This is a genomic window from Blastomonas sp. AAP53, from assembly GCF_000331245.1.
Taxonomy (GTDB): domain Bacteria; phylum Pseudomonadota; class Alphaproteobacteria; order Sphingomonadales; family Sphingomonadaceae; genus Blastomonas.
Window position 1 is genome coordinate 24560 of the sequence record NZ_ANFZ01000004.1, and the last position, 18664, is coordinate 43223.

The 18664-nt window shown below is 64.2% G+C and carries 16 protein-coding genes; 11 read left to right on the plus strand and 5 right to left on the minus strand.

Annotation, left to right across the window (positions count from 1 at the left end; genetic code table 11):
* Positions 1 to 22: 22 nt before the first annotated feature.
* The 7 genes from D618_RS17425 (at position 23) to D618_RS0101890 (ending at position 6304) form a co-directional block, all read left to right on the plus strand.
* Positions 23 to 802 carry a glycosyltransferase family 2 protein gene (locus tag D618_RS17425; RefSeq protein WP_040370087.1) on the plus strand — a complete coding sequence of 260 codons (780 nt, stop codon included), beginning with the start codon at positions 23 to 25 and terminating at the stop codon, positions 800 to 802.
* The gene (locus tag D618_RS0101865; protein WP_017669783.1) at positions 799 to 1752 is read left to right on the plus strand and encodes a hypothetical protein; all 954 of its coding nucleotides are present in this window, start codon (positions 799 to 801) and stop codon (positions 1750 to 1752) included. Before D618_RS17425 ends, D618_RS0101865 begins: the two co-directional genes overlap by 4 nt.
* Positions 1749 to 2288, plus strand: coding sequence for a DUF2141 domain-containing protein (locus tag D618_RS0101870; protein WP_017669784.1), 540 nt, complete (start codon positions 1749 to 1751; stop codon positions 2286 to 2288). Before D618_RS0101865 ends, D618_RS0101870 begins: the two co-directional genes overlap by 4 nt.
* Complete coding sequence (locus D618_RS0101875; RefSeq protein WP_017669785.1) at positions 2288 to 3466, plus strand: glycosyltransferase; 1179 nt, start codon at positions 2288 to 2290, stop codon at positions 3464 to 3466. Before D618_RS0101870 ends, D618_RS0101875 begins: the two co-directional genes overlap by 1 nt.
* Positions 3463 to 3696, plus strand: coding sequence for a hypothetical protein (locus tag D618_RS0101880; protein WP_026091178.1), 234 nt, complete (start codon positions 3463 to 3465; stop codon positions 3694 to 3696). The genes D618_RS0101875 and D618_RS0101880 overlap by 4 nt, the downstream gene beginning before the upstream one ends.
* Before the next feature lie 292 nt (positions 3697 to 3988).
* The gene (rpsA, locus tag D618_RS0101885; protein WP_017669787.1) at positions 3989 to 5701 is read left to right on the plus strand and encodes a 30S ribosomal protein S1; all 1713 of its coding nucleotides are present in this window, start codon (positions 3989 to 3991) and stop codon (positions 5699 to 5701) included.
* Between the two features lie 321 nt (positions 5702 to 6022).
* Complete coding sequence (locus D618_RS0101890) at positions 6023 to 6304, plus strand: integration host factor subunit beta (protein WP_017669788.1); 282 nt, start codon at positions 6023 to 6025, stop codon at positions 6302 to 6304.
* Positions 6305 to 6739: 435 nt separating this feature from the next.
* On the opposite strand, the gene D618_RS18880 is transcribed toward D618_RS0101890, so the two are convergent.
* The gene (locus tag D618_RS18880) at positions 6740 to 8683 is read right to left on the minus strand and encodes a GGDEF domain-containing protein (RefSeq protein ID WP_017669789.1); all 1944 of its coding nucleotides are present in this window, start codon (positions 8681 to 8683) and stop codon (positions 6740 to 6742) included.
* Positions 8684 to 8892: 209 nt separating this feature from the next.
* Here D618_RS18880 and D618_RS0101900 point away from each other — a divergent pair, with 209 nt between their 5' ends.
* Together D618_RS0101900 and D618_RS0101905 are read left to right on the plus strand one after the other, a co-directional pair.
* On the plus strand, positions 8893 to 9444 hold the full coding sequence (locus tag D618_RS0101900) for a hypothetical protein (protein WP_152414491.1): 552 nt from the start codon (positions 8893 to 8895) through the stop codon (positions 9442 to 9444).
* Between the two features lie 37 nt (positions 9445 to 9481).
* Positions 9482 to 10162, plus strand: a complete 681-nt coding sequence (locus tag D618_RS0101905; protein WP_238550570.1) for a hypothetical protein — start codon at positions 9482 to 9484, stop codon at positions 10160 to 10162.
* Between the two features lie 15 nt (positions 10163 to 10177).
* Here the strand turns inward: D618_RS0101905 and D618_RS0101910 are convergent, their stop codons facing one another.
* Positions 10178 to 11032 carry a class I SAM-dependent methyltransferase gene (locus D618_RS0101910; RefSeq protein WP_017669792.1) on the minus strand — a complete coding sequence of 285 codons (855 nt, stop codon included), beginning with the start codon at positions 11030 to 11032 and terminating at the stop codon, positions 10178 to 10180.
* Between the two features lie 247 nt (positions 11033 to 11279).
* Here D618_RS0101910 and D618_RS0101915 point away from each other — a divergent pair, with 247 nt between their 5' ends.
* Both D618_RS0101915 and D618_RS19615 read left to right on the plus strand, forming a co-directional pair.
* Positions 11280 to 12014 (plus strand): hypothetical protein, encoded by a 735-nt coding sequence (locus tag D618_RS0101915; RefSeq protein WP_017669793.1) that lies wholly within the window; start codon positions 11280 to 11282, stop codon positions 12012 to 12014.
* The gene (locus D618_RS19615; RefSeq protein ID WP_152414492.1) at positions 12011 to 12499 is read left to right on the plus strand and encodes a hypothetical protein; all 489 of its coding nucleotides are present in this window, start codon (positions 12011 to 12013) and stop codon (positions 12497 to 12499) included. Before D618_RS0101915 ends, D618_RS19615 begins: the two co-directional genes overlap by 4 nt.
* Positions 12500 to 12895: 396 nt before the next feature.
* On the opposite strand, the gene D618_RS0101920 is transcribed toward D618_RS19615, so the two are convergent.
* The 3 genes from D618_RS0101920 to D618_RS19985 are packed head-to-tail and all read right to left on the minus strand — an operon-like array spanning position 12896 to position 18540.
* Positions 12896 to 16174, minus strand: coding sequence for an error-prone DNA polymerase (locus D618_RS0101920; RefSeq protein ID WP_017669794.1), 3279 nt, complete (start codon positions 16172 to 16174; stop codon positions 12896 to 12898).
* Between the two features lie 31 nt (positions 16175 to 16205).
* Positions 16206 to 17768 carry a DNA polymerase Y family protein gene (locus D618_RS0101925; protein ID WP_026091180.1) on the minus strand — a complete coding sequence of 521 codons (1563 nt, stop codon included), beginning with the start codon at positions 17766 to 17768 and terminating at the stop codon, positions 16206 to 16208.
* Complete coding sequence (locus tag D618_RS19985) at positions 17695 to 18540, minus strand: hypothetical protein (protein WP_017669796.1); 846 nt, start codon at positions 18538 to 18540, stop codon at positions 17695 to 17697. Before D618_RS19985 ends, D618_RS0101925 begins: the two co-directional genes overlap by 74 nt.
* Positions 18541 to 18664: the final 124 nt, after the last annotated feature.

The window sequence follows — 18664 nt, forward strand, 5'->3', positions numbered from 1 at the left end:
CAGTCTATGCGCGGGGAGTGGCATGCAGCGTTGGTCAGCACTTGTTGCATGTTACAATGAACAGGCATTTCTGCCCGAGATGCTCGCCTCGCTTCTGGCGCAGTCGGTCCCGTGCCGGATTGTCGTCGTCGACAACGGGTCGACCGACCTCACGCTGACGCTTGCCAAGGATCTGTTGAGCGGAGTGCCGGGGGCGACAGTCCTCAGCGAGACGCGGCCGGGGCAGGTGCATGCCCTGGCGCACGGGCTGCGGCATATCGACACCGAATTCGTTGCGATATGCGATGCAGATACCCTTTATCCCGCCAATTATCTCGCGTCTGCCACGCGCCTGCTCGACCGACCGAACCGCAACATCGTTGCCGCCTGTGCCTGGCCGCGGACCCAAGCGTCGTCGGTGCTGGCCAATGTGCTTGCTGCCGGTCACAGGTTGGCCGCGCAGCGGCTGATGCCGCGGCAGAACCATGTCAATGGCGGCAGCCAGACCTTTCGCACCGCCGCGTTGCTTGCCGCCGGGGGCTATGACGCCGCGATCTGGCCCTATGTCCTCAAGGACCATGAACTGATGAACCGGGTGCTGCATTTCGGTGACCAGGCGATGTCGGGCGACTTCTGGTGCAGCCCATCGCCCAGGCGCGGCGACCGGCGCCGGGTCCGTTGGACGCTGACCGAGCGGCTGGCCTATCACACGTCGCGGTTTCGGGCGCGCGATGCGTTCTTTCACGACTGGCTGGCCCCGCGGCTCGAAATGCGCGGACAGCGCGACACGGTGCTGCGCGACCAGCCCTGGAACGCGGCATGACCCGGCCGGCATCGCCCACTGCAGAGCTGACGTTGCCGGGACTCAACGGAGCGGCCTTGGCCCTGCCGCGGCTTGATCCGGACCGGCAGTGGCGCGCGCGCTGGTTCACCCGCGCGGTGTCGCTGGCGCTGCTGGCACTGGTCGCAGTACAGATCAGCGCGCTCGACCTGTCGGTGCTGACCAGCTTGAAGACCCAGCACCCGGGCTTCTGGCTGGCGTTTCTGGCGATGTATTTCACGTTGCCGGTGGCCGACCTGATCATCTTTCGTGGGCTATGGGGGCTACCGCTCCAGGGCTTCGGGCCGATCCTGCGCAAGCGGATCGGCAACGAGCTGTTCCTGTCCTATTCGGGCGAGGTCTATTTCTATTTCTGGGCCCGCCGCCATGCCGGCCTCACCAGTGCCCCGTTCGGAGCGATCAAGGACGTCAACATCCTCTCGGCGCTGGTGGCGAACTTCGCGACGCTGGCGCTGCTCTGGCTGGCATGGCCCTATATGGCAGGGCTCTTCCCCGGTCGGTTCGATTCCATCATCTGGGGGTCGGTCGCGCTGGTCCTCGCGCTGACGATGATTGCCTTCTTTTTCAGGGGCCGCCTGTTCACGCTTTCGCAGCGACAGCTCGTCTGGGTGGCGCTGGTGCATCTTGTCCGCATCACGCTGACGACGGCGTTGCTGGCCCTGGTGTGGCATCTGGCCATGCCCGACGGCCCGATCGGCCTGTGGCTTGAGCTGTCGGCGCTCCGGCTGGTGGTGATGCGGCTGCCGATGCTGCCTTCCAAGGACCTTGTTTTTACCGGGATCGCGATTTTCCTGTTCGGGTCCGATGACGAGATCGCGGTGCTGATCGCGCTCACGGCCGGGCTGACGCTGGTGACGCATATCCTGCTTGCGACGGTGCTGGCGATCACCGGGCTGTTCGATTCCAACGACAAGCCGGGAGAAGCGGCATGACCCGGGGCATCGCTGTTGCGTTCATGCTCGCCCTTGCGCCGATGGTGGCGGGCAACAGCTTTCCCGTGCCGCCAAGGGCGGAGCGCGGCAAGGCGGGCGCCCCCTGCCGACCCGGCGAAACGGGGCCGGCGGTGCGCGTGACCATAGCGGGGATCAAGGATGCCAAAGGCACGTTGCGGCTTGAACTGTACCCCGCCAATGACGCGGATTTCCTCGCGCCCGACAAGGTGCTGATTGCCTCCGGCAAGCCCTTTCGCAGGATCGATCATACCGGGTTTGGCAAAGGCAGCAGCGTGCTGTGCATCCGCGTCCCAGAAGCGGGAACCTACGCGTTGTCGGTGCTGCATGACCGTGATGGCGACGGCAAGTTCAGCTTTCTGGGCGATGGTGTCGGGTTCTCGCGCAATCCCAAGCTGACCCGCTCGAAGCCCAAGGCCAGCAGCGTGGCGCTGCGTGTTGGCCCGGGGGTCGAGGAGGCGCGGATCGTGATGAACTACCGGCGGGGACTGGGCTTTGGCCCGGTCGGGAATTCCTGATGCGGATCGTCGACGTCTGCGAGTTCTACGCCCCCCAGGGTGGCGGTGTGCGCACCTATATTCACGCCAAGCTCAATGCCGCTGCGCAGATGGGCCACCAGGTCGTGGTCATCGCGCCGGGGCCGGAGGACAGGATCGAGCACTGGCCGGGCGGCGGGCAGATCATCACGCTCAAATCGCCGCCGCTCCCGTTCGACCCGCGCTATGGCATGTTCTGGCACGAGGCTCCCGTGCATGCGCTGCTCGACCGGTTGCAGCCCGACGTTCTCGAAGCCTCCTCGCCGTGGCGCGGGGCCTGGGTGGCGGCGTCCTGGCGCGGCGCGGCGATGCGATCTTTGTTCATGCACCATGACCCTCTGTCTGCCTGGGCCTATCGCTGGTTCGATGCGATGGCGCCGCGCGACACCATAGACCGGCATATCGGCTGGTTCTGGCGCTATCTGCAGCGGATGTGCGGCAGTTTTTACACGGTCATCTGCGCCGCCCCCAGTCTGTCGGCCCGGCTGACGCAAGGCGGGATCGGCAACACGATAACGATCCCGATGGGTGTGGATGCCGGGGTGTTCTCGCCGTTGCTGCGCGATGAAGCGTTGCGCGCCGAGATGCTGGCGCTCACCCGGCTTCCACCTGCAGCCACGCTGGCCATTGCGGTTGGGCGTCATACGCCCGAAAAGCGGCTGCCCTTGATCATCGATGCCAGCACCCATGTCGCAGCAGAGGTGCCTTTGGGCCTTGTGCTGATCGGGGACGGGCATCAGCGCGCCCAGACGCTCGACCATATCGGCCACAATCCGCATATCTACGCGATGGCCCCGACGCGCGATCGCGGCTTGCTCGCGCGCATTCTCGCCAGCGGCGACCTGCTGCTGCACGGTTCGTCTGCCGAGACCTTCGGGCTGGTGGCTGCCGAAGCACGTGCCTCCGGTCTGCCGCTGGTTCTGCCCGATCAGGGCGCGGCCTGCGATCTGGCGCATGCCGATCATTGCGAGCTGTACCAGTCGGGCAATCGCCGGTCGGCAGCCGACGCCATCCGCCGCATGCTGGCGCGCGATCAGGCCGTGCTGCGTGCAGCGGCGAGGGATCGGGCGCTGGTGGCGCGCACTTTGACCGCACATTTCGAAGATCTGTTCGCCCATTATGCGGCCAGGCTGTCACCCTGCCAGGAGCAGGCGGCATGACCGGGCCGCTTGGGCCAGCGCGCATGCGCCCGAAGCGTTCGGCGGGCGCGGCATGGTGGCAGCTCGTCATGGGGCCCGGCCCGCTGCTCATTCGCGTGCTGATCTGGAGCCAGCGCAACGCCCGCCCCCAAGATCTGGCCGATGATGCTGTGCAAGCCGAAACCCCGCAGGTGGTTTCATCCCAGCCCAGTTCGAACTGCCCCGACCGCACCGCGACGCGCTCTTGCTAGATACCGGTGATTTGACTATAGGGCAGGCCGTCCAAAGAGCCGTAGAGCTGGTGGACGGCAGGACGCAGGGCGAACAATCGCTCAAGTCTTAGATGTGTCGATCATCGTGAACATCGCCCGCGCCGATCACGGCCCGCGCGAGTGTTTGCGCTTTTCCCATATCCAGCTGCCGCCGTCAGAATGCACGCTTTTCGGGCGCTTTCCGGTGCATTCGGCTCGGGGGGCAGGTTGGGCCAAGACCGCCGGAGACAACCGGCTGGCCGGACAAAACAGTTTAAGGAATACAGGATTTATGGCCTCTACGGCATTTCCCAGCCGCGATGATTTCGCAGCACTTCTCGACGAATCACTGGGCGGCGGCGCTGCTACCGACGGTGGATTCGAAGGCCGCGTCGTCAAGGGCACGGTTACCGCAATTGAAAACGACAAGGCTGTCATCGACGTTGGCCTGAAGTCGGAAGGCCGCGTGGCACTGCGTGAATTCGCAGCGCCCGGCCAGGACCACGGCCTGAAGGTCGGTGACGAAGTCGAAGTCTATGTCGACCGCATCGAAAATGCCGATGGCGAAGCGATGCTGTCGCGCGACCGCGCACGCCGCGAAGCCGCATGGGACAAGCTGGAAAGCGAATTTGGCGAAGGCAAGCGCGTCGAAGGCGTGATCTTCGGTCGCGTCAAGGGCGGCTTCACCGTCGATCTCGACGGCGCCGTGGCCTTCCTTCCCGGCAGCCAGGTCGATATCCGCCCCGTGCGCGATGTCACCCCGCTGATGGACATTCCGCAGCCGTTCCAGATCCTCAAGATGGACCGTCGTCGCGGCAACATCGTTGTCTCGCGTCGCGCCGTTCTGGAAGAAACCCGCGCAGAACAGCGCACCGGCCTCATCCAGTCGCTGGCCGAAGGTCAGATCATCGACGGTATCGTCAAGAACATCACCGATTACGGTGCGTTCGTCGATCTGGGCGGCATCGATGGCCTGCTGCATGTCACCGACATCAGCTACAAGCGCATCAACCACCCCAGCGAAGCGATCACCATCGGTGAGACCGTCAAGGTGCAGATCATCCGCATCAACTCGGAAACGCAGCGTATCTCGCTGGGCATGAAGCAGCTCGAAAGCGATCCGTGGGAAGGCGCCAGCGTCAAGTATCCCGTGGGTGCCAAGCTCACCGGCGCTGTCACCAACATCACCGAATATGGTGCGTTCGTCGAGCTGGAACCCGGCATCGAAGGCTTGGTGCACGTTTCGGAAATGTCGTGGACCAAGAAGAACGTCCACCCCGGCAAGATCGTTTCGACCAGCCAGGAAGTCGATGTCATCGTTCTGGAAGTCGATGCCGAAAAGCGTCGCATTTCGCTGGGCCTCAAGCAGGCACAGTCGAACCCCTGGGACGCCTTTGCAGACAAGCACCCCGTGGGCAGCGTCGTCGAAGGCGAAGTCAAGAACGCGACCGAATTCGGTCTGTTCATCGGCCTGGATGGCGACGTCGACGGCATGGTTCACATGTCGGACATCGCCTGGGGCATTTCGGGTGAAGACGCGCTCAACCTCCACCTCAAGGGTGAGCAGGTCAAGGCGATCGTTCTGGACGTCGATGTCGAAAAGGAGCGTATCTCGCTCGGCATGAAGCAGCTGGAAAAGGGTGCCCCTGCCGTTGGCGGTTCGGACAGCTCGAACCTGCGCAAGAACGAAGTCGTCACCGTCACCGTGCTCGAAGTGCGCGACGGTGGTCTGGAAGTCCAGGTTGGCGAAGACGGAGCCACCGGCTTCATCAAGCGCAACGATCTGGGCCGCGATCGCGACGAACAGCGTCCCGACCGCTTCCAGGTTGGCCAGAAGCTCGATGCGATGGTCACCGGTTTCGATCGCTCGCGCAAGCCGACCTTCTCGGTCAAGGCCCATCAGCTGGCTGAAGAAAAGCAGGCTGTTGCTCAGTACGGTTCGTCCGACTCGGGTGCGTCGCTGGGCGACATCCTGGGTGCCGCGCTCAAGCAGCGCGAGGACTAAGCACAAGTCCCGGCTCGCCCCATCCGGGCGGACCTTGTTTCAAAAGGGGGCATCGGCGAGCAGCCGGTGCCCCTTTTTACATCTGTCGGCCCCATCTGGGCGGCCTTTGCCAAGAACGGCGTTGAACTGAGCCGCGATTTCTGACAGCATAAAGCCGTTGGACTTCCGTTCGCGGCCGTCCGGCACATGCACCTGCGCCAACCGTTTGACGGCACGGCGTATTGGCTTGTCGGGGGGCTGGTCAATTGATTAACGGGCGGAGCTTCTGGGCGTGCTTCGTTGTACCCATCCCGTCGTGTAATCGATTGCAGGAGATTGGCCATGATACGATCGGAGCTTCTGGAACATCTTGCGGACGAAAATCCGGAGCTGCGGCCTGAAGAAATCGAAAAGATCCTCGACATTTTCTTCCAGAATATCATCCAGCGCCTGTCGGAAGGTGGACGCGTCGAATTGCGCGGGTTTGGCGCATTTTCCACTCGCGCGCGCGAGCCGCGCAAGGGCCGCAACCCGCGCACCGGGGAAGCGGTGGACGTGCCCGCCAAGCGCGTGCCCTATTTCAAGCCAGGCAAGGAAATGCGCGCCAGGCTCAATACGGACTGACGCGACCGAAAGCGTCCAAATGCGCCGCAGTCGCGATCGGGCTTGCCGCGCAATTCGTTCCCGGACTATAGACGCAGCCGTTCGTGCGGGCGTGGCGGAATGGTAGACGCAACGGACTTGAAGACAAACTGAGTGCACGCGGAGAAATCTGCGCTGTAGAACTGCTCAAATTCGGGGAACCCTGTCAGATGGCAATCCCGAGCCAAGCCCGGTCGAACAGCCGGGAAGGTGTAGAGACTAGACGGGCAGCACCTAAACCCTGCGTGATGCAGGGCAGGGTGAAGGGATAGTCCAGACCCCGAACGCTTCGGACGGAGCGGCGGCGAAAGCCGTAGCGGGTAAGAAAATCCGTCGGGCTTTGCCCGTGGGGGTTCGAGTCCCCCCGCCCGCACCAACATCCCAGGCGGCTTTGCCCCCAGGCAGCTTCAATTAGCATCAGGCGGCGCTGCGTTTGCCTGCGGAATGATCGTAGGAGCTAATGGCGCAGTTACGCCCGGCCGCCTTGGCCTGGTACAAGGCCTGGTCTGCCCGCGCGTACAGTGCCTTTGCGGTATCACCCGGCCGCCATCCCGCCACGCCCAGGCTGGCGGTGATATCCAGCGCCAGATTGCCGTGCACATGGAAAGGCTGCTGCGCAATCGCTGCGCGAACCCGTTCGGCAATGGCATCGGCGACTGCGGGGCGGGCGCGATCGAGGACGATCATGAACTCCTCGCCCCCCATCCGGCCCAGCGCGTCACCGGGTCGCAAAAGCGCCTGTACGCGAATGGCAAGGGCGCGCAGCGCATCGTCACCTGCGACATGGCCATAACGGTCGTTGATCGATTTGAAACTGTCGATATCGAGGATCAGTACCGCCAGCGCACTTGCCGGGCTCATCCGTTCGATGCGGCCTTCCAGTTCAGCCAGAATCTTGCGCCGGTTGGCGACGCCGGTAAGGCCGTCCAGCTCTGACAACAGCCTCAGTTTTTCATTGGCATCGTTGAGCGCGCGGGTGCGTTCTGCGACCCGTTCTTCCAGCTGGGAGTGCGATTGCCGAATGGCGCAGGCCATGGTCTCGAAGCGGCCAACCAGTTCGCTGACCTCATTGCCCCTGCGCGGGCCCTGGGGCAGTTCCAGCATCGATTCAGCCGCCAGGCCACGGGTGATGCGATTGGCATCGCGTGACAGGCGGCGCAGGGGCTTGGCCACCAGCTGGCGAAGCACCAGGGTCACGATCAGCAGGCAGATCGACAGCGCAATGACCGCCATCGCGGCAATCCGCGGGATCGGTCGCAGTGCTTCTTCAAGGATCAACTGTTGCGGCTTGACCGTCAGCGCATACCAGCCTGCTCCGGGGATCGGGCGCAGCGATACAAACGCTTCCAGCGCGGTTGCCTCGCCGGTGTAGCCTGTCTTGCCGTGTTTGCTGACCAGCTTCCACAAGGCGGCCAGCTCGGGCGTGTCGCTGGTGGTGATATCCAGATAGCCAGCGGTTTCCTGGCTGTGCTGCAGCGTGTAGCTGGGGTGATAGATCAGCCGGCCCTCGCGCGAGATGAGGATGACGTTTTCATCGACGGGTCCGGCAAAGCGGCCTGCTGGTGCAATCTGGTCAAGCGGTATCGAGGTGCCAAAGGTGCCTGCATGCATCCCGTCGCGATCGACGGGGGTCATGCACCCGGTTGTCCAAACCTCCTGATCCGCAAGCGAAATCAGCGATTGCAGCCCGGTGCACATCATCTTGCGCGCAGGGTTGGCGGGCAGCGTCGAGATGGTGGCAAATTCGCGGTCCTGGAAATCGAAATTCGCAGGCGCCGTCTTGCGATAGTATTCCAGCCGGTCGGCCCTGTCGGGCGCGAAGATCACGATGCCGTTGCGGGGCGTGAAATAATACAGGCTTTCCAGTTCGAAGCGGCTGCCTTCGCCCAGCCTGCGAACGGCATGAGTGGCAGCGACGAGATCGCGCACCGCCTCGTCATCGCGTTCGATCGCTGCGGGAATGAACCCAGCCATGCCCTGCGTCATGCCGATCGCCGATGGCCCGCCTTCAAACATCGCATCGGTGCTGCGCCGTGTGCCGTCGCGATAGCGCGGATACAGCAGATCGAATTCGCGGCGGGCCTGCGCCGTCGACAGCGCTGCCCGCTCTGTCCGGAACAGTGCGATCGCCTGGGTCTGGGTCTTGGCGATCCGGTCAAACTGGTCGGCGAGCTCTTCCACGACCTTCGCATTGCGCTGGTCCAGCCGCGCGAGCGATTCGTCGATGGCTATGGCATGTTCCTGCTCGAATGCGATCAGTGCCGTTGCAGCGATCACAAGCGTAAATCCGGCAGCGAGGCTCAGTGCGGTGCGCGTGCTGACCGATAACGTGCGAGACCAGGATGACAGGCGGGCGAGCATGGCGCCTTGTGCATGCTTTTGGTTAATTAACTGCAAATACAGACACATTGGTGGTCAATTGCCGGTAATATCCTATCGTTGCGAGCAGGAACGGCCGATGTTCCGACGGCTGGCAACGGGTGTGATGCGGGTCATGGTTTGACCGGTCAAGTCGGCTACGGTAGCATGTAACAGGGTCGTGAGCGGTTCCTGTATGGAGAGGCTTGGCGATGGGTAGAACAATCTTGAACTCTGCAGTTCGGGCAGCAGGTTTCGCTGCGATCATCGCGCTGGCGCTTCCCGTGCCGGCGCAGGCGCAGTTTGGCGGTCTTTTGCGATCCAAGCCCAGGGCAAGCGGCAAGACCGCGACGGGCTGTGACGACAGCGCAGGCAAGGCGGTGGGGCGTTCGGTGCTGGGCGGCGTCCTGGGCGGGCTGGCAAGCCGGGCAGGGCTGCCCAGCTTTCTGCCGACGCCCGAAGTCGCCGGGCTTCTGACCGATGCCATCGCCTGCAAGCTGGAGCCCGAGGAGCAGAAACAGGCGGCCGACGCGACGCTGGAGGCAACGCGCGGCGAAGAGGTGGGCAGCACCTCTACCTGGACCAGCGATACCCGCCAGAACGTATCGGGCACCTCTACCGTGCTGGGCAAGACCCAGCTGGCCGATGGCTCGACCTGCATGAACGTCAACGATGTCATCATCGTCGAGGGCGAGGAGACCACGGTATCGAAGCGCATGTGCAAGAAGCCGGGTGCGGCGCGCTATGAAATCGCGCAGGCCTGACAGCGTGCGAGTCCTGCACCGGATAGGCTTGAGCGTTGTGGCAGCGGCGCTGCTGTGCGGCCAGTCGCCGGTGAAGATGGACCCGGCCAACCCCAGCTGCCCGCAGTCGCCCGACTGGTCAGCGAACAAGATCATGGCGCTCAAGGTCGTCAAGAAGGGCGGGGCGCAGGTGCTGCTCGCCGAAGGGCCGATCGACCAGACGCTGCCCGACCGGCTGAAAAAGGCGCTCGCCGACAATCCCGATATTGCCGAGATCTGGCTGCGTTCGCCCGGCGGCAACGCGCGCGCTGGCAATGCGGCAGGCCGCCTGATCCGCGGCGCGCCGGGGCTGGTGACGCGCATTCCGGCGGGCTGGACGTGCTTTAGCGCGTGCAATTTCGTGTTCATGGGCGGCCAGCTGCGCGTGGTGGAGCCCGGCGGCAACTTCATGGTGCACATGTTCACGATGACGGGCGACCGCGATGCGATCGATCAATCGGTGGCGCTGGGCACCGAGACCACGGTCGAGCTGATCGGCGATATCGAACAGGAAAGCGCATTGCTCGCCAGCGAGGACAACGACTTCCTCATCCGTATGGGCGTCTCGCGCAAGCTGCTCACCGACATCATGTACAAGCAGAAGGCGGTGGCGAGCGGCGGAGGCGGCGACCAGTCCACCCGCCGGTGCCTGACGCAGGACGAGGTGTTCAAGTACAACGTGGCGAACGTGCAGGAGTGAGGCGCGTGCGCGGCTTCAGGCCCGCGCGCTGAGCAGCCACACCTTGTTGGCCATCATCACGCCCTTGCCCGGCACATGCCGCTGCCCGAACAGGCTGACGAGGTCGCTGTGGGCGCGGGCGAGCGTGTCTGCGCCTGCCTCAGCCAGCGCGCGGCCGATCGCCATCGAAGCCAGCGCAAAGTCCGCTGCTTCGTCCGGCGTGGCACCGGGGCCGCCGATCGCCTGCTCGCCCTGATACGGCTCAATGTCGGGCGCGGAAAACCCGGCGTGCGCCAGGATGTCGCGGACATAGTCCAGATCGGCAAAGGCGAATGGGCCGGGTGCGCGCGGATCGGGCGAGGGGATGTCGATATGCGACCGTGCGACGCCCATCAGCTCCATCATCCACGGATTGTCGCGCGGCGCCGCCCAGATGGCCAGGTCGATCCGCCCGCCGGACCTGATCAGGCCGTGCAGGTTGGTGAAGGCGGCATAGGGATCGGCAAAGAACATCGACCCGAAGCGCGAGATCAGCCGGTCATATGGCGCATCGTCGAGCGCGACGGTGGCGGCATCGGCGCAGATGAAGCTGACATTGGGATGATCCGTAGCGCGGCGGCGCGCCTCGTCGATCAGATCGGGCGAGATATCCAGCCCCAGCACCGCACCCTCCGGCCCGGTCGCGCGCGCGGCGGCGAGCGAGGTCAACCCCCCGCCACAGCCCAGATCAATCACCCGCTCCCCCTGAGCAATGCCTGCGCGCGCGAGCAGCGCGTCCCCGATGGGCGCGATCATGCCCTCGAACAGGTCGATATGGGTAAGCCACTTGCGCCCCATCTCGCCCGCCCAATCCTCGCCCTTGAGTTCGTTGGGGTCGGCGGTGGCGGTCATGGCGGGCTCTCCTGTGGTTATGTCGGAGAGGTTAGGGGGTGGTGGGGCGAGGTCAATGGGGAAGGTGCGCGCTCAAGCGGCCTTCAACGCCTCACGCGCGGCAGTGCCAATATCGGCGTTTGGCAGAATGCAAATTTCGGTATATCAACTGCAAAGCAATTGGTTCTGAAATTAAGGACTGCAGCATGTTGGCAACGCAGGGCACCGTAGGCATGGCCTGCTCTTATCTGGACTCGTTGACGCCGTCATGAACGCTCCCTTCAACCCTCTCTCTCTCGGATTTTACACCGTCCAAGACGCAGCGCGTCTGATTGAAGTCGGTAGTGCTCAACGCATTCGCGGGTGGCTTTCCGGCTATCCTCGCCGAAAGGTGGGGCCATTGCTCGTGCGTGACTACGAGCCGATAGGGATTGCCCAAGAAATGAGCTTCCTTGATCTAATGGAAGTTCGGTTCGTAGAGCATTTTAGAGATATTGGCGTGAAGCCTCAAACGCTCCGTCGTTGTATCGAAGTTGCTAGAGAAAAATTCAACGAGGATAAGCCCCTTCTAAAGCAAGGTGTCTTGTTTATCCCGACTGATGATCGACGTAAAGTTGTTGTCGAGGAGGTTCTAAAGCCGGTAGCAAAGGAACATAGGGACCGGAAGCTTTGGAATCTGGTCGATAGAAATTATGAATTTAACGACTTTATAGAAGGTTCTCTCGCCCGAGGCTTGGCGTTTGACCCGACAACTGAAATGACGTCGGAATGGCGGCCTAGGGTTATCGATTTCCCGCATGTTGTCATCGACCCTCGTGTCGCCTACGGTCAACCAACTGTGCCGAGCGGGGTTCCAACTAGCGTCCTATTTGACGCGTGGCGTGCAGAAGGCGAAGAAGTCAATCCCGTCGCTGATTGGTTTAATGTGCCAGTGGATCAGGTTCAAATGGCTGTGGGCTTCGAAAAGCTATTGATGCACGAGGAGCAGGCGCTCACTCCGTGACAAGAACGCGTGTGGCCTTGGACAGTTGCTTGTCGGAGCGATTAGTAGGGGTTCTAAATACACTCTACGGCCATAACGGATTCGAGTTTCTTCACGTAGGTAATCTTGTTCCTCCAAAAACAAAAGATGAGCACTGGGCGGATGTCTACAAAACATTTGGTGGTAAGATTGTTATTTCCGGAGATTGCAAAATAGCCTATAGACCGCATGAAGCGGTTGCATTTATTGACAATGGGTTTGTGTGTTTCTTCCCTTGTAAAGGGTGGGGTGATTTGCGCGGGCATGAGCAGGCAGCAGTTCTTGTACACCAGTGGCCCACTATGGTTCGTTGGGCGAAAGAAAATCCTGAGCCTGCATGTTGGCGGTTCAGCTTTGGCGGGAAGAATGGCGATCTTAGGTTGATCGACGCTCCCATGAGGAAATTAGAGATTCCCGATGATGTGCTCGAAGCAACTCCCCGGCGCGTTGCGAAGCGAAAAACTTAAGAATTGGTGCAAGAGTCAGAGGCGGACCGAAAAAAATCCTGCTGGGGAGAGCAGCTAGGTAGGGCCTCCAATTACAAACCGGTAGAGTGAGCCAGAATGACCAAAACAACACTGATTTTGTTGGCTACAGTCGGCGTTACGATTCCTGCGGCTGCATCCGCCGGATATGATTGTGAGAGTTCTGTTGAGGAATATAACTCCGCACTTGACGATATAAGTTCGTACCTACGTCGCTATTCGACCTGCGTGTCGTCGAGCAAGGGGACTGATGATTGCTCTACCGAATTCCGGCGATTGAGATATGCGCAAGACGCGTTTGAATCTGCCGTGTCGGATGTATCGTCTTACTGCGAGCTTTAGCGTCGCAAATTATGAACCTGCCAATATGCCCCCCCCTCAATGAAAATCCCGCGACTTCGGCAGTACCCTGGCATCCCGCGGATGGCGTGAGGGCACCGGCCGCGCCACCTCATCCCCCCGCGCCAGTGGTGGCGTGATCGCGCCATCGCCGCGCACCTGCGTCAGCGTCGCGAGCAGGTCCGTCCGATCCACCACGCGGTTGGCCATCAGGTGGACCACGCCTTCGCGGCTGCGTTGGAGGACGCCTTCGACCTGCATGAGCCGTGAGGCCATCACCGCGCGGCGGTAGCGTTCGAACAGGCGGGCCCATAGCACGATGTTGGTGACGCCGGTTTCGTCCTCGATCGTCACGAAGATCGCGTTGCCCTTGCCGGGGCGCTGGCGGACGAGGACGATGCCGGCGGTGCGCACGGTCTTGCCCGCCTTGGAATTGTTGGTGTCCTCGCACGACAGCACGCCGTCTTCGCGAAGGCCTGCGCGCAGGAAGGCCATCGGGTGGTCCTTCAGCGACAAGCGCAGCGTCTGGTAATCGGTCACCACCTCTTCGGACGCGGGCATGATCGGCAGCTGCATGTCGGGCTCGTCGCCCAATTCACTGACGAGGGGCTCGCGCGCACGCGCTGCAGCGAACAGCGGCAGTTCGCCCGAGGGCGTACGCCGCACCTCCCACAGCGCCTGCCGCCGCGACAGCCCAAGCGATCCGAACGCATCGGCATCGGCGAGCAGGCGCAAGGCGGCAGACGGCAGGTCGGCGCGGCGCGCGAGCATCTCGACCGAGGTGAAGCGGCCTTGTTGCTCGCGCGCGGCGACCAGAGCCTCGGCCCAGGCGATGCGGAAGCCATCCATCTGGCGATAGCCCAGCCGCAGCGCCAGCCGCCCGTGGCCATCGCGCTCGAGCGCATTGTCCCAGCCGCTCATGTTGATATCGATCGGGCGCACCTCGACCTGATGCTCGCGCACATCGCGCACGATCTGCGCAGGCGCGTAAAACCCCATCGGCTGCGAATTGAGCAAAGCGCAGGCGAAGACCGCAGGCTGGTGGCACTTGATCCAGGACGACACATAGACCAGCCGCGCGAACGACAAAGCGTGGCTCTCGGGGAAACCATAGCTGCCGAAACCCTCGATCTGCTTGAAGCAGCGCTCGGCAAACTCGGCGGTATAGCCGCGCGCGGTCATGCCCTTGACCAGCTTCTCGCGGAAATTGTGCATCGTGCCCACGTTGCGGAAGGTCGCCATCGCGCGGCGCAGATGGTTGGCCTCGCCCGGGGTAAAGTCCGCCGCGACGATCGCCAGCTTCATCGCCTGTTCCTGAAACAGCGGCACGCCATAGGTCTGGCCGAGCAGCGTCTTCAATTCATCCGGGTCGTGCGGCGGCGCGGGCGAGGGGTATTCGACCGGATCGATGCCCGAACGGCGGCGCAGATAGGGGTGGACCATGTCGCCCTCGATCGGCCCGGGGCGCACGATCGCGACCTGCACGGTGAGGTCGTAGAGCGTGCGGGGGCGCAGGCGCGGCAGCATGTTCATCTGCGCGCGGCTTTCCACCTGGAACACGCCGATGCTGTCGCCGCGGCACAGCATGTCGTACACCGCCGGGTCGTCTGCCTCGAGATCGACGGTGAGGTCGTGCTCGCCCAGGCCATGCTGGCGCATCAGCGCGAACGCCTTGCGGATGCAGGTGAGCATGCCCAAGGCCAGCACATCGACCTTCATCAGCCCGAGCGCATCGATATCGTCCTTGTCCCACTCGATGAAGGTGCGGTCCTCCATCGCGGCGTTGTGGATCGGCACGGTCTCGTCAAGCCGGTCCTCGGTGAGCACGAAACCGCCGACATGCTGCGACAGATGCCGGGGGAAGTGCAGGATCTGGTCGACCAGATCGCGCAGCCGCACGATCGCGGGATTGTCGGGCTCGAACCCGGCCTCTTCATAGCGTTTTTCCGCCATCGAGGACGAGAAGCTGCCCCAGATCGTGCTGGTCAGCCGCGCGGTGACATCCTCGGAAAAGCCCAGCACCTTGCCGACCTCGCGCACCGCGCTGCGCGGGCGATAATGGATCACGGTCGCGGCGATCCCGGCGCGGTGGCGGCCGTAACGCTGGTAGATGTACTGCATCACCTCTTCGCGCCGCTCGTGCTCGAAATCGACATCGATATCGGGCGGCTCGGCGCGCTCTTCGGAGACGAAGCGCGAGAACAGCAGGTCGTGCGTCACCGGATCGACCGAGGTGACGCCGAGCAGGAAGCAGACGATCGAGTTGGCCGCAGACCCGCGCCCCTGGCACAATATCGGCGGATCGCGGGTGCGGGCGAAGCGCACCAGATCGTGCACGGTGAGGAAATAGCAGGCGTATTTCTGCTGTGCGATGAGCGCGAACTCCTCGTCGAGCATCTTGCGGACCTTTTGGGGCAGCTCCCTACCGTACCGATCGCGCGCCGCCTCAGTCACCATATGCTCGAGCCAGGCCTGCGCCTCCCAGCCTTCGGGAACGGGTTCGAGCGGATATTGGTAGCGCAGGTCGTCGAGGGTGAAGGTGATGCGGGCGAGGAGAGCGGTGGTCTGTTTGACCGCTTGCGGACAGTCGGCGAACAGGCGGGCCATCTCGGTGGGTGGCTTGATATGGCGCTCGGCATTGCCCTCCAGCACGCGACCGGCGTTGGCGAGCGTGGTGCCCGCGCCGATGCAGGTCAGCACATCGTGCAGCGGACGCTGCTCAGGCGCGGCGTAAAGCGCGTCGTTGGTGGCGAGCAAAGGCACGCCGGTGGCCTCGGCAAGGCGGATCATCCGGGCGAGGTGGCGGCGGTCGGCGCCCTTGCGCGGCATGGTGACGCCGATCCAGACACGATCCGGCGCGGCGGCGTGGAGCGTCTGCAGGACGGGGGCATCATGGGCTGAGGCCATCACGATCAGCAGCAGGTCGTCGAGGTGACCCAGCAGATCGGGCAGGTGCAGCGTGCAATCGCCCTTGGTCGCGCGCAGGTTGCCGATCGTCAGCAGCCGGGTCAGCCGCCCCCAGCCGTGGCGCGTCGCGGGATAGGCGATAATGTCCGGCGTTCCATCGGCGAACACCAGTCGCGCGCCGACCACCAGCCGGAGTGGGGGCGGGGGCACGCCGATCTCGGCGGCGGCCTTGTGCGCATCGCGCAGCGCGATATGCGCGCGGACCACGCCGGCCACCGTGTTGCGGTCGGCGATACCGATGCCTGCAAGCCCCAGTTCGATCGCGCGCGCGACCAGATCCGCCGGGTGCGATGCCCCGCGCAGGAACGAGTAATTGCTCGCGGCGACCAGCTCGGCGAAGGCGGCAGTCATGCAAACAACGCGTTGTTTATGGGCCTTTTTGTCATGCGAAAAGGCCGTGGACATACCAGCGCGGATCGGGCTTTTCGGCCTCGTACAGGCCGTGGCGGAAGATCCAGAAGCGCCGTCCGCGCGCGTCTTCCACCCGGTAGTAATCGCGCGTCAGGCCGGGGCTCTTGCCCGGCGCGTGCTTCCACCATTGCGCCGCGATCCGCTCGGGCCCCTCGAAGCGCACGACATGATGCTGCTGCCGCCGCCAGCGGAAGCGGTGCGGCGGGCCGTCGGGCACCTCGGCGATCACCTCGATCGGCTGTGGCGGATCGAACAGATGAATGGGCCGGCTCGGCGGTTCGCCTGCTTGCGGGGCGTCCCATGCGGCGGGAGCGGGCAGATCGACCGCGGGCAAAGTGAGCGCTGCCTGTTCGGGGACATGGCTGTCGCGCGGCTGGAAACGGCGGATCGCGCCGCGCCCCAGCCGGCTGCTCAACCGATCGACCAGCGCGGCCATGGCTTCGTCGGCTGTGCTGCCGCCCTCCAGCTGCAACTGCGCCGGGGTCAGCGGCTCGATGCGCGGCACCGCCAGCCGGATCATGTCGAAGCCGAAGCCGGGATCGATCGGATCGGACAGCGCATCGAGCCGCTCGTGCAGCAGCCGCATCAGCACATCCGGATCGCGCATCGGCAGGCTGCTCTCGGTCGCCAGGTCGAAGGTGCGGCCATCGCTGCGATAGAAGCGAGCGGTGAACCGCCGCCCGCCCATGCCGCGCTGTTCGAGCGCGATCTCTGCCTCTTGCGCGAGCTCGCCGATCGCTGCCATCGCCGCTTCGGTGCGCGCGATCGGCTCGGCAAAGCGGCGCTCGAAGCGCAGGGCAGGCGCGGTGCGGCGCGGGGTGATGCGGCTGTCGGCGCTGCCCAGCAGCCGGTCGAGGCTGTCGACCAGATCCGCGCCAAAGCGCGCGGCGAGCGGCGCGCTGGGCCGCATCGCAAGGTCGCCGATGGTCTTGAGCCCGGCGCGGATCAAGGCGGTCTGCGTCTCTTCCTCGATGCCCAGGGCGGCGACCGGCAGGCGACGCAGCAGCGCATCGGCGTCTTCCGGGCGCGCCGAGGGCAGACCGGGGGCAAAGCGCGCCAGCGCCTGCGCCGCTTCGGGCGTATCGCCGCAGCCGGGGCGGCAATCGTCGGAAAAGCGCGCGAGATACTGCTCCGCCGCCGCAACCAGCGCCGCCTCGCCGCCGAACAGATGCGCGCAGCCGGTGATGTCGAGCACCAGCATGTCGGGCGGATCGGTGGTAACCAGAGGCGTGAACCGGTCGCAATGATCGGCCAGCCGCTCGATCCACGCCAGGTCGGCCAGCGGATCGTGGTGCAGCACGCGCAAGTGCGGAACCTGCGCGCGCGCATCGGCGAGCATCAGGCCCGGCGCGATGCTGAGCGCGTGCGCCTGCGGGCAGGCAGCGGCGATGCGCATCGCGCCGCGCACCTTCTCCACCAGCACCAAAGGCGCAGCGCCGTCCCCTATGCTACCGGGAGCGCTATCCGGCGCGTCGCAGGGGAGTTGCTGCCGGGCCAGCCGGTCGACCGGCAGAAAGGGGAAGAACAGCGCCAGATAGCGCCGCTGCGCCTCCCGTTCCGGCGGTGTTTCCGGCTGCCCCTCCACTGGGGGAGGCATCTGCAAGACAGGCTTGTTCACGGTTCCACTCCACGCGCCATCGGCCGCCCGCCGGGCGTCCGCGCTGGCGCAGCAATTCTATTCCCCAGGCAGGATAGCCTGGCGCATTGGCTTCCATCGGCAGCGATGGCGCGGCGGCCACCTGCCAGCGGGTCTGTGCGGCGCTGGGTGAGGGCACAGCGGCGATGCGCAATGCGATCACCGTGACGCCCGAGGCCTCCGCCGCCAGCGCCAGCCGCCGGCTCGCGGTGAGGTCGAGCAGCCGGGGTTCGCGCCACAGCTCGACCACCGCCACGCTCACCTCGGGGCAGCGCACCACATCGGCAGCCGCGCGCAGCACCGCCAGCGGATCGGGCATGATGCCCAGAATGACCTGCGCGGGGTGCAGACCGATCTCGGCCAGCCCCGGCGCGTGCAGCCTGCCGCCCTGTTTTTCCGCCTGGCTCTCGCGCAGCCAGACCAGGGTTCCGCCCAGCCGCAGCGCGAGCGCGACGACAAACCCGGTTGCGCACCCGGCGTCGTCGGCCTCGCCCGCAAACACCTCGTGCACCCGCCCACGCGCCAGCCCGCCGCCCAAAGCCGCATCGATGCCATCATGCCCCGTCCGCACATATCCTGCGGCCTGCGCCTGCGCGCCTGCCGCCTGCACCCGCTCGATCCGGGCAATCCGGCTTTTGAGAGACTCGAGGGAATCGCGGAACGGGGACATTTGTTCTTATTATGTTCCATTTTGCGGAACGTCAAATGTCTGTCGCACCAGCGCAGCCAAGCCCTTGTGCTGCTTACGAATTGTTAACCCTTCACGTTAATAGTCTGTTGAACTGAGTTAACAG

What these genes read in the sequence shown, in the direction of transcription:
- D618_RS18880 (WP_017669789.1), bottom strand. Translation starts at nt 8,683, where the DNA reads ATGCTCGCCCGCCTGTCATCCTGGTCTCGCACGTTATCGGTCAGCACG.
- D618_RS0101865 (WP_017669783.1), top strand. Translation starts at nt 799, where the DNA reads ATGACCCGGCCGGCATCGCCCACTGCAGAGCTGACGTTGCCGGGACTC.
- D618_RS0101880 (WP_026091178.1), top strand. Translation starts at nt 3,463, where the DNA reads ATGACCGGGCCGCTTGGGCCAGCGCGCATGCGCCCGAAGCGTTCGGCG.
- D618_RS0101920 (WP_017669794.1), bottom strand. Translation starts at nt 16,174, where the DNA reads ATGACTGCCGCCTTCGCCGAGCTGGTCGCCGCGAGCAATTACTCGTTC.
- D618_RS0101890 (WP_017669788.1), top strand. Translation starts at nt 6,023, where the DNA reads ATGATACGATCGGAGCTTCTGGAACATCTTGCGGACGAAAATCCGGAG.
- D618_RS19985 (WP_017669796.1), bottom strand. Translation starts at nt 18,540, where the DNA reads ATGTCCCCGTTCCGCGATTCCCTCGAGTCTCTCAAAAGCCGGATTGCC.
- D618_RS0101910 (WP_017669792.1), bottom strand. Translation starts at nt 11,032, where the DNA reads ATGACCGCCACCGCCGACCCCAACGAACTCAAGGGCGAGGATTGGGCG.
- rpsA (WP_017669787.1), top strand. Translation starts at nt 3,989, where the DNA reads ATGGCCTCTACGGCATTTCCCAGCCGCGATGATTTCGCAGCACTTCTC.
- D618_RS0101915 (WP_017669793.1), top strand. Translation starts at nt 11,280, where the DNA reads ATGAACGCTCCCTTCAACCCTCTCTCTCTCGGATTTTACACCGTCCAA.
- D618_RS0101875 (WP_017669785.1), top strand. Translation starts at nt 2,288, where the DNA reads ATGCGGATCGTCGACGTCTGCGAGTTCTACGCCCCCCAGGGTGGCGGT.
- D618_RS17425 (WP_040370087.1), top strand. Translation starts at nt 23, where the DNA reads ATGCAGCGTTGGTCAGCACTTGTTGCATGTTACAATGAACAGGCATTT.
- D618_RS0101900 (WP_152414491.1), top strand. Translation starts at nt 8,893, where the DNA reads ATGGGTAGAACAATCTTGAACTCTGCAGTTCGGGCAGCAGGTTTCGCT.
- D618_RS0101870 (WP_017669784.1), top strand. Translation starts at nt 1,749, where the DNA reads ATGACCCGGGGCATCGCTGTTGCGTTCATGCTCGCCCTTGCGCCGATG.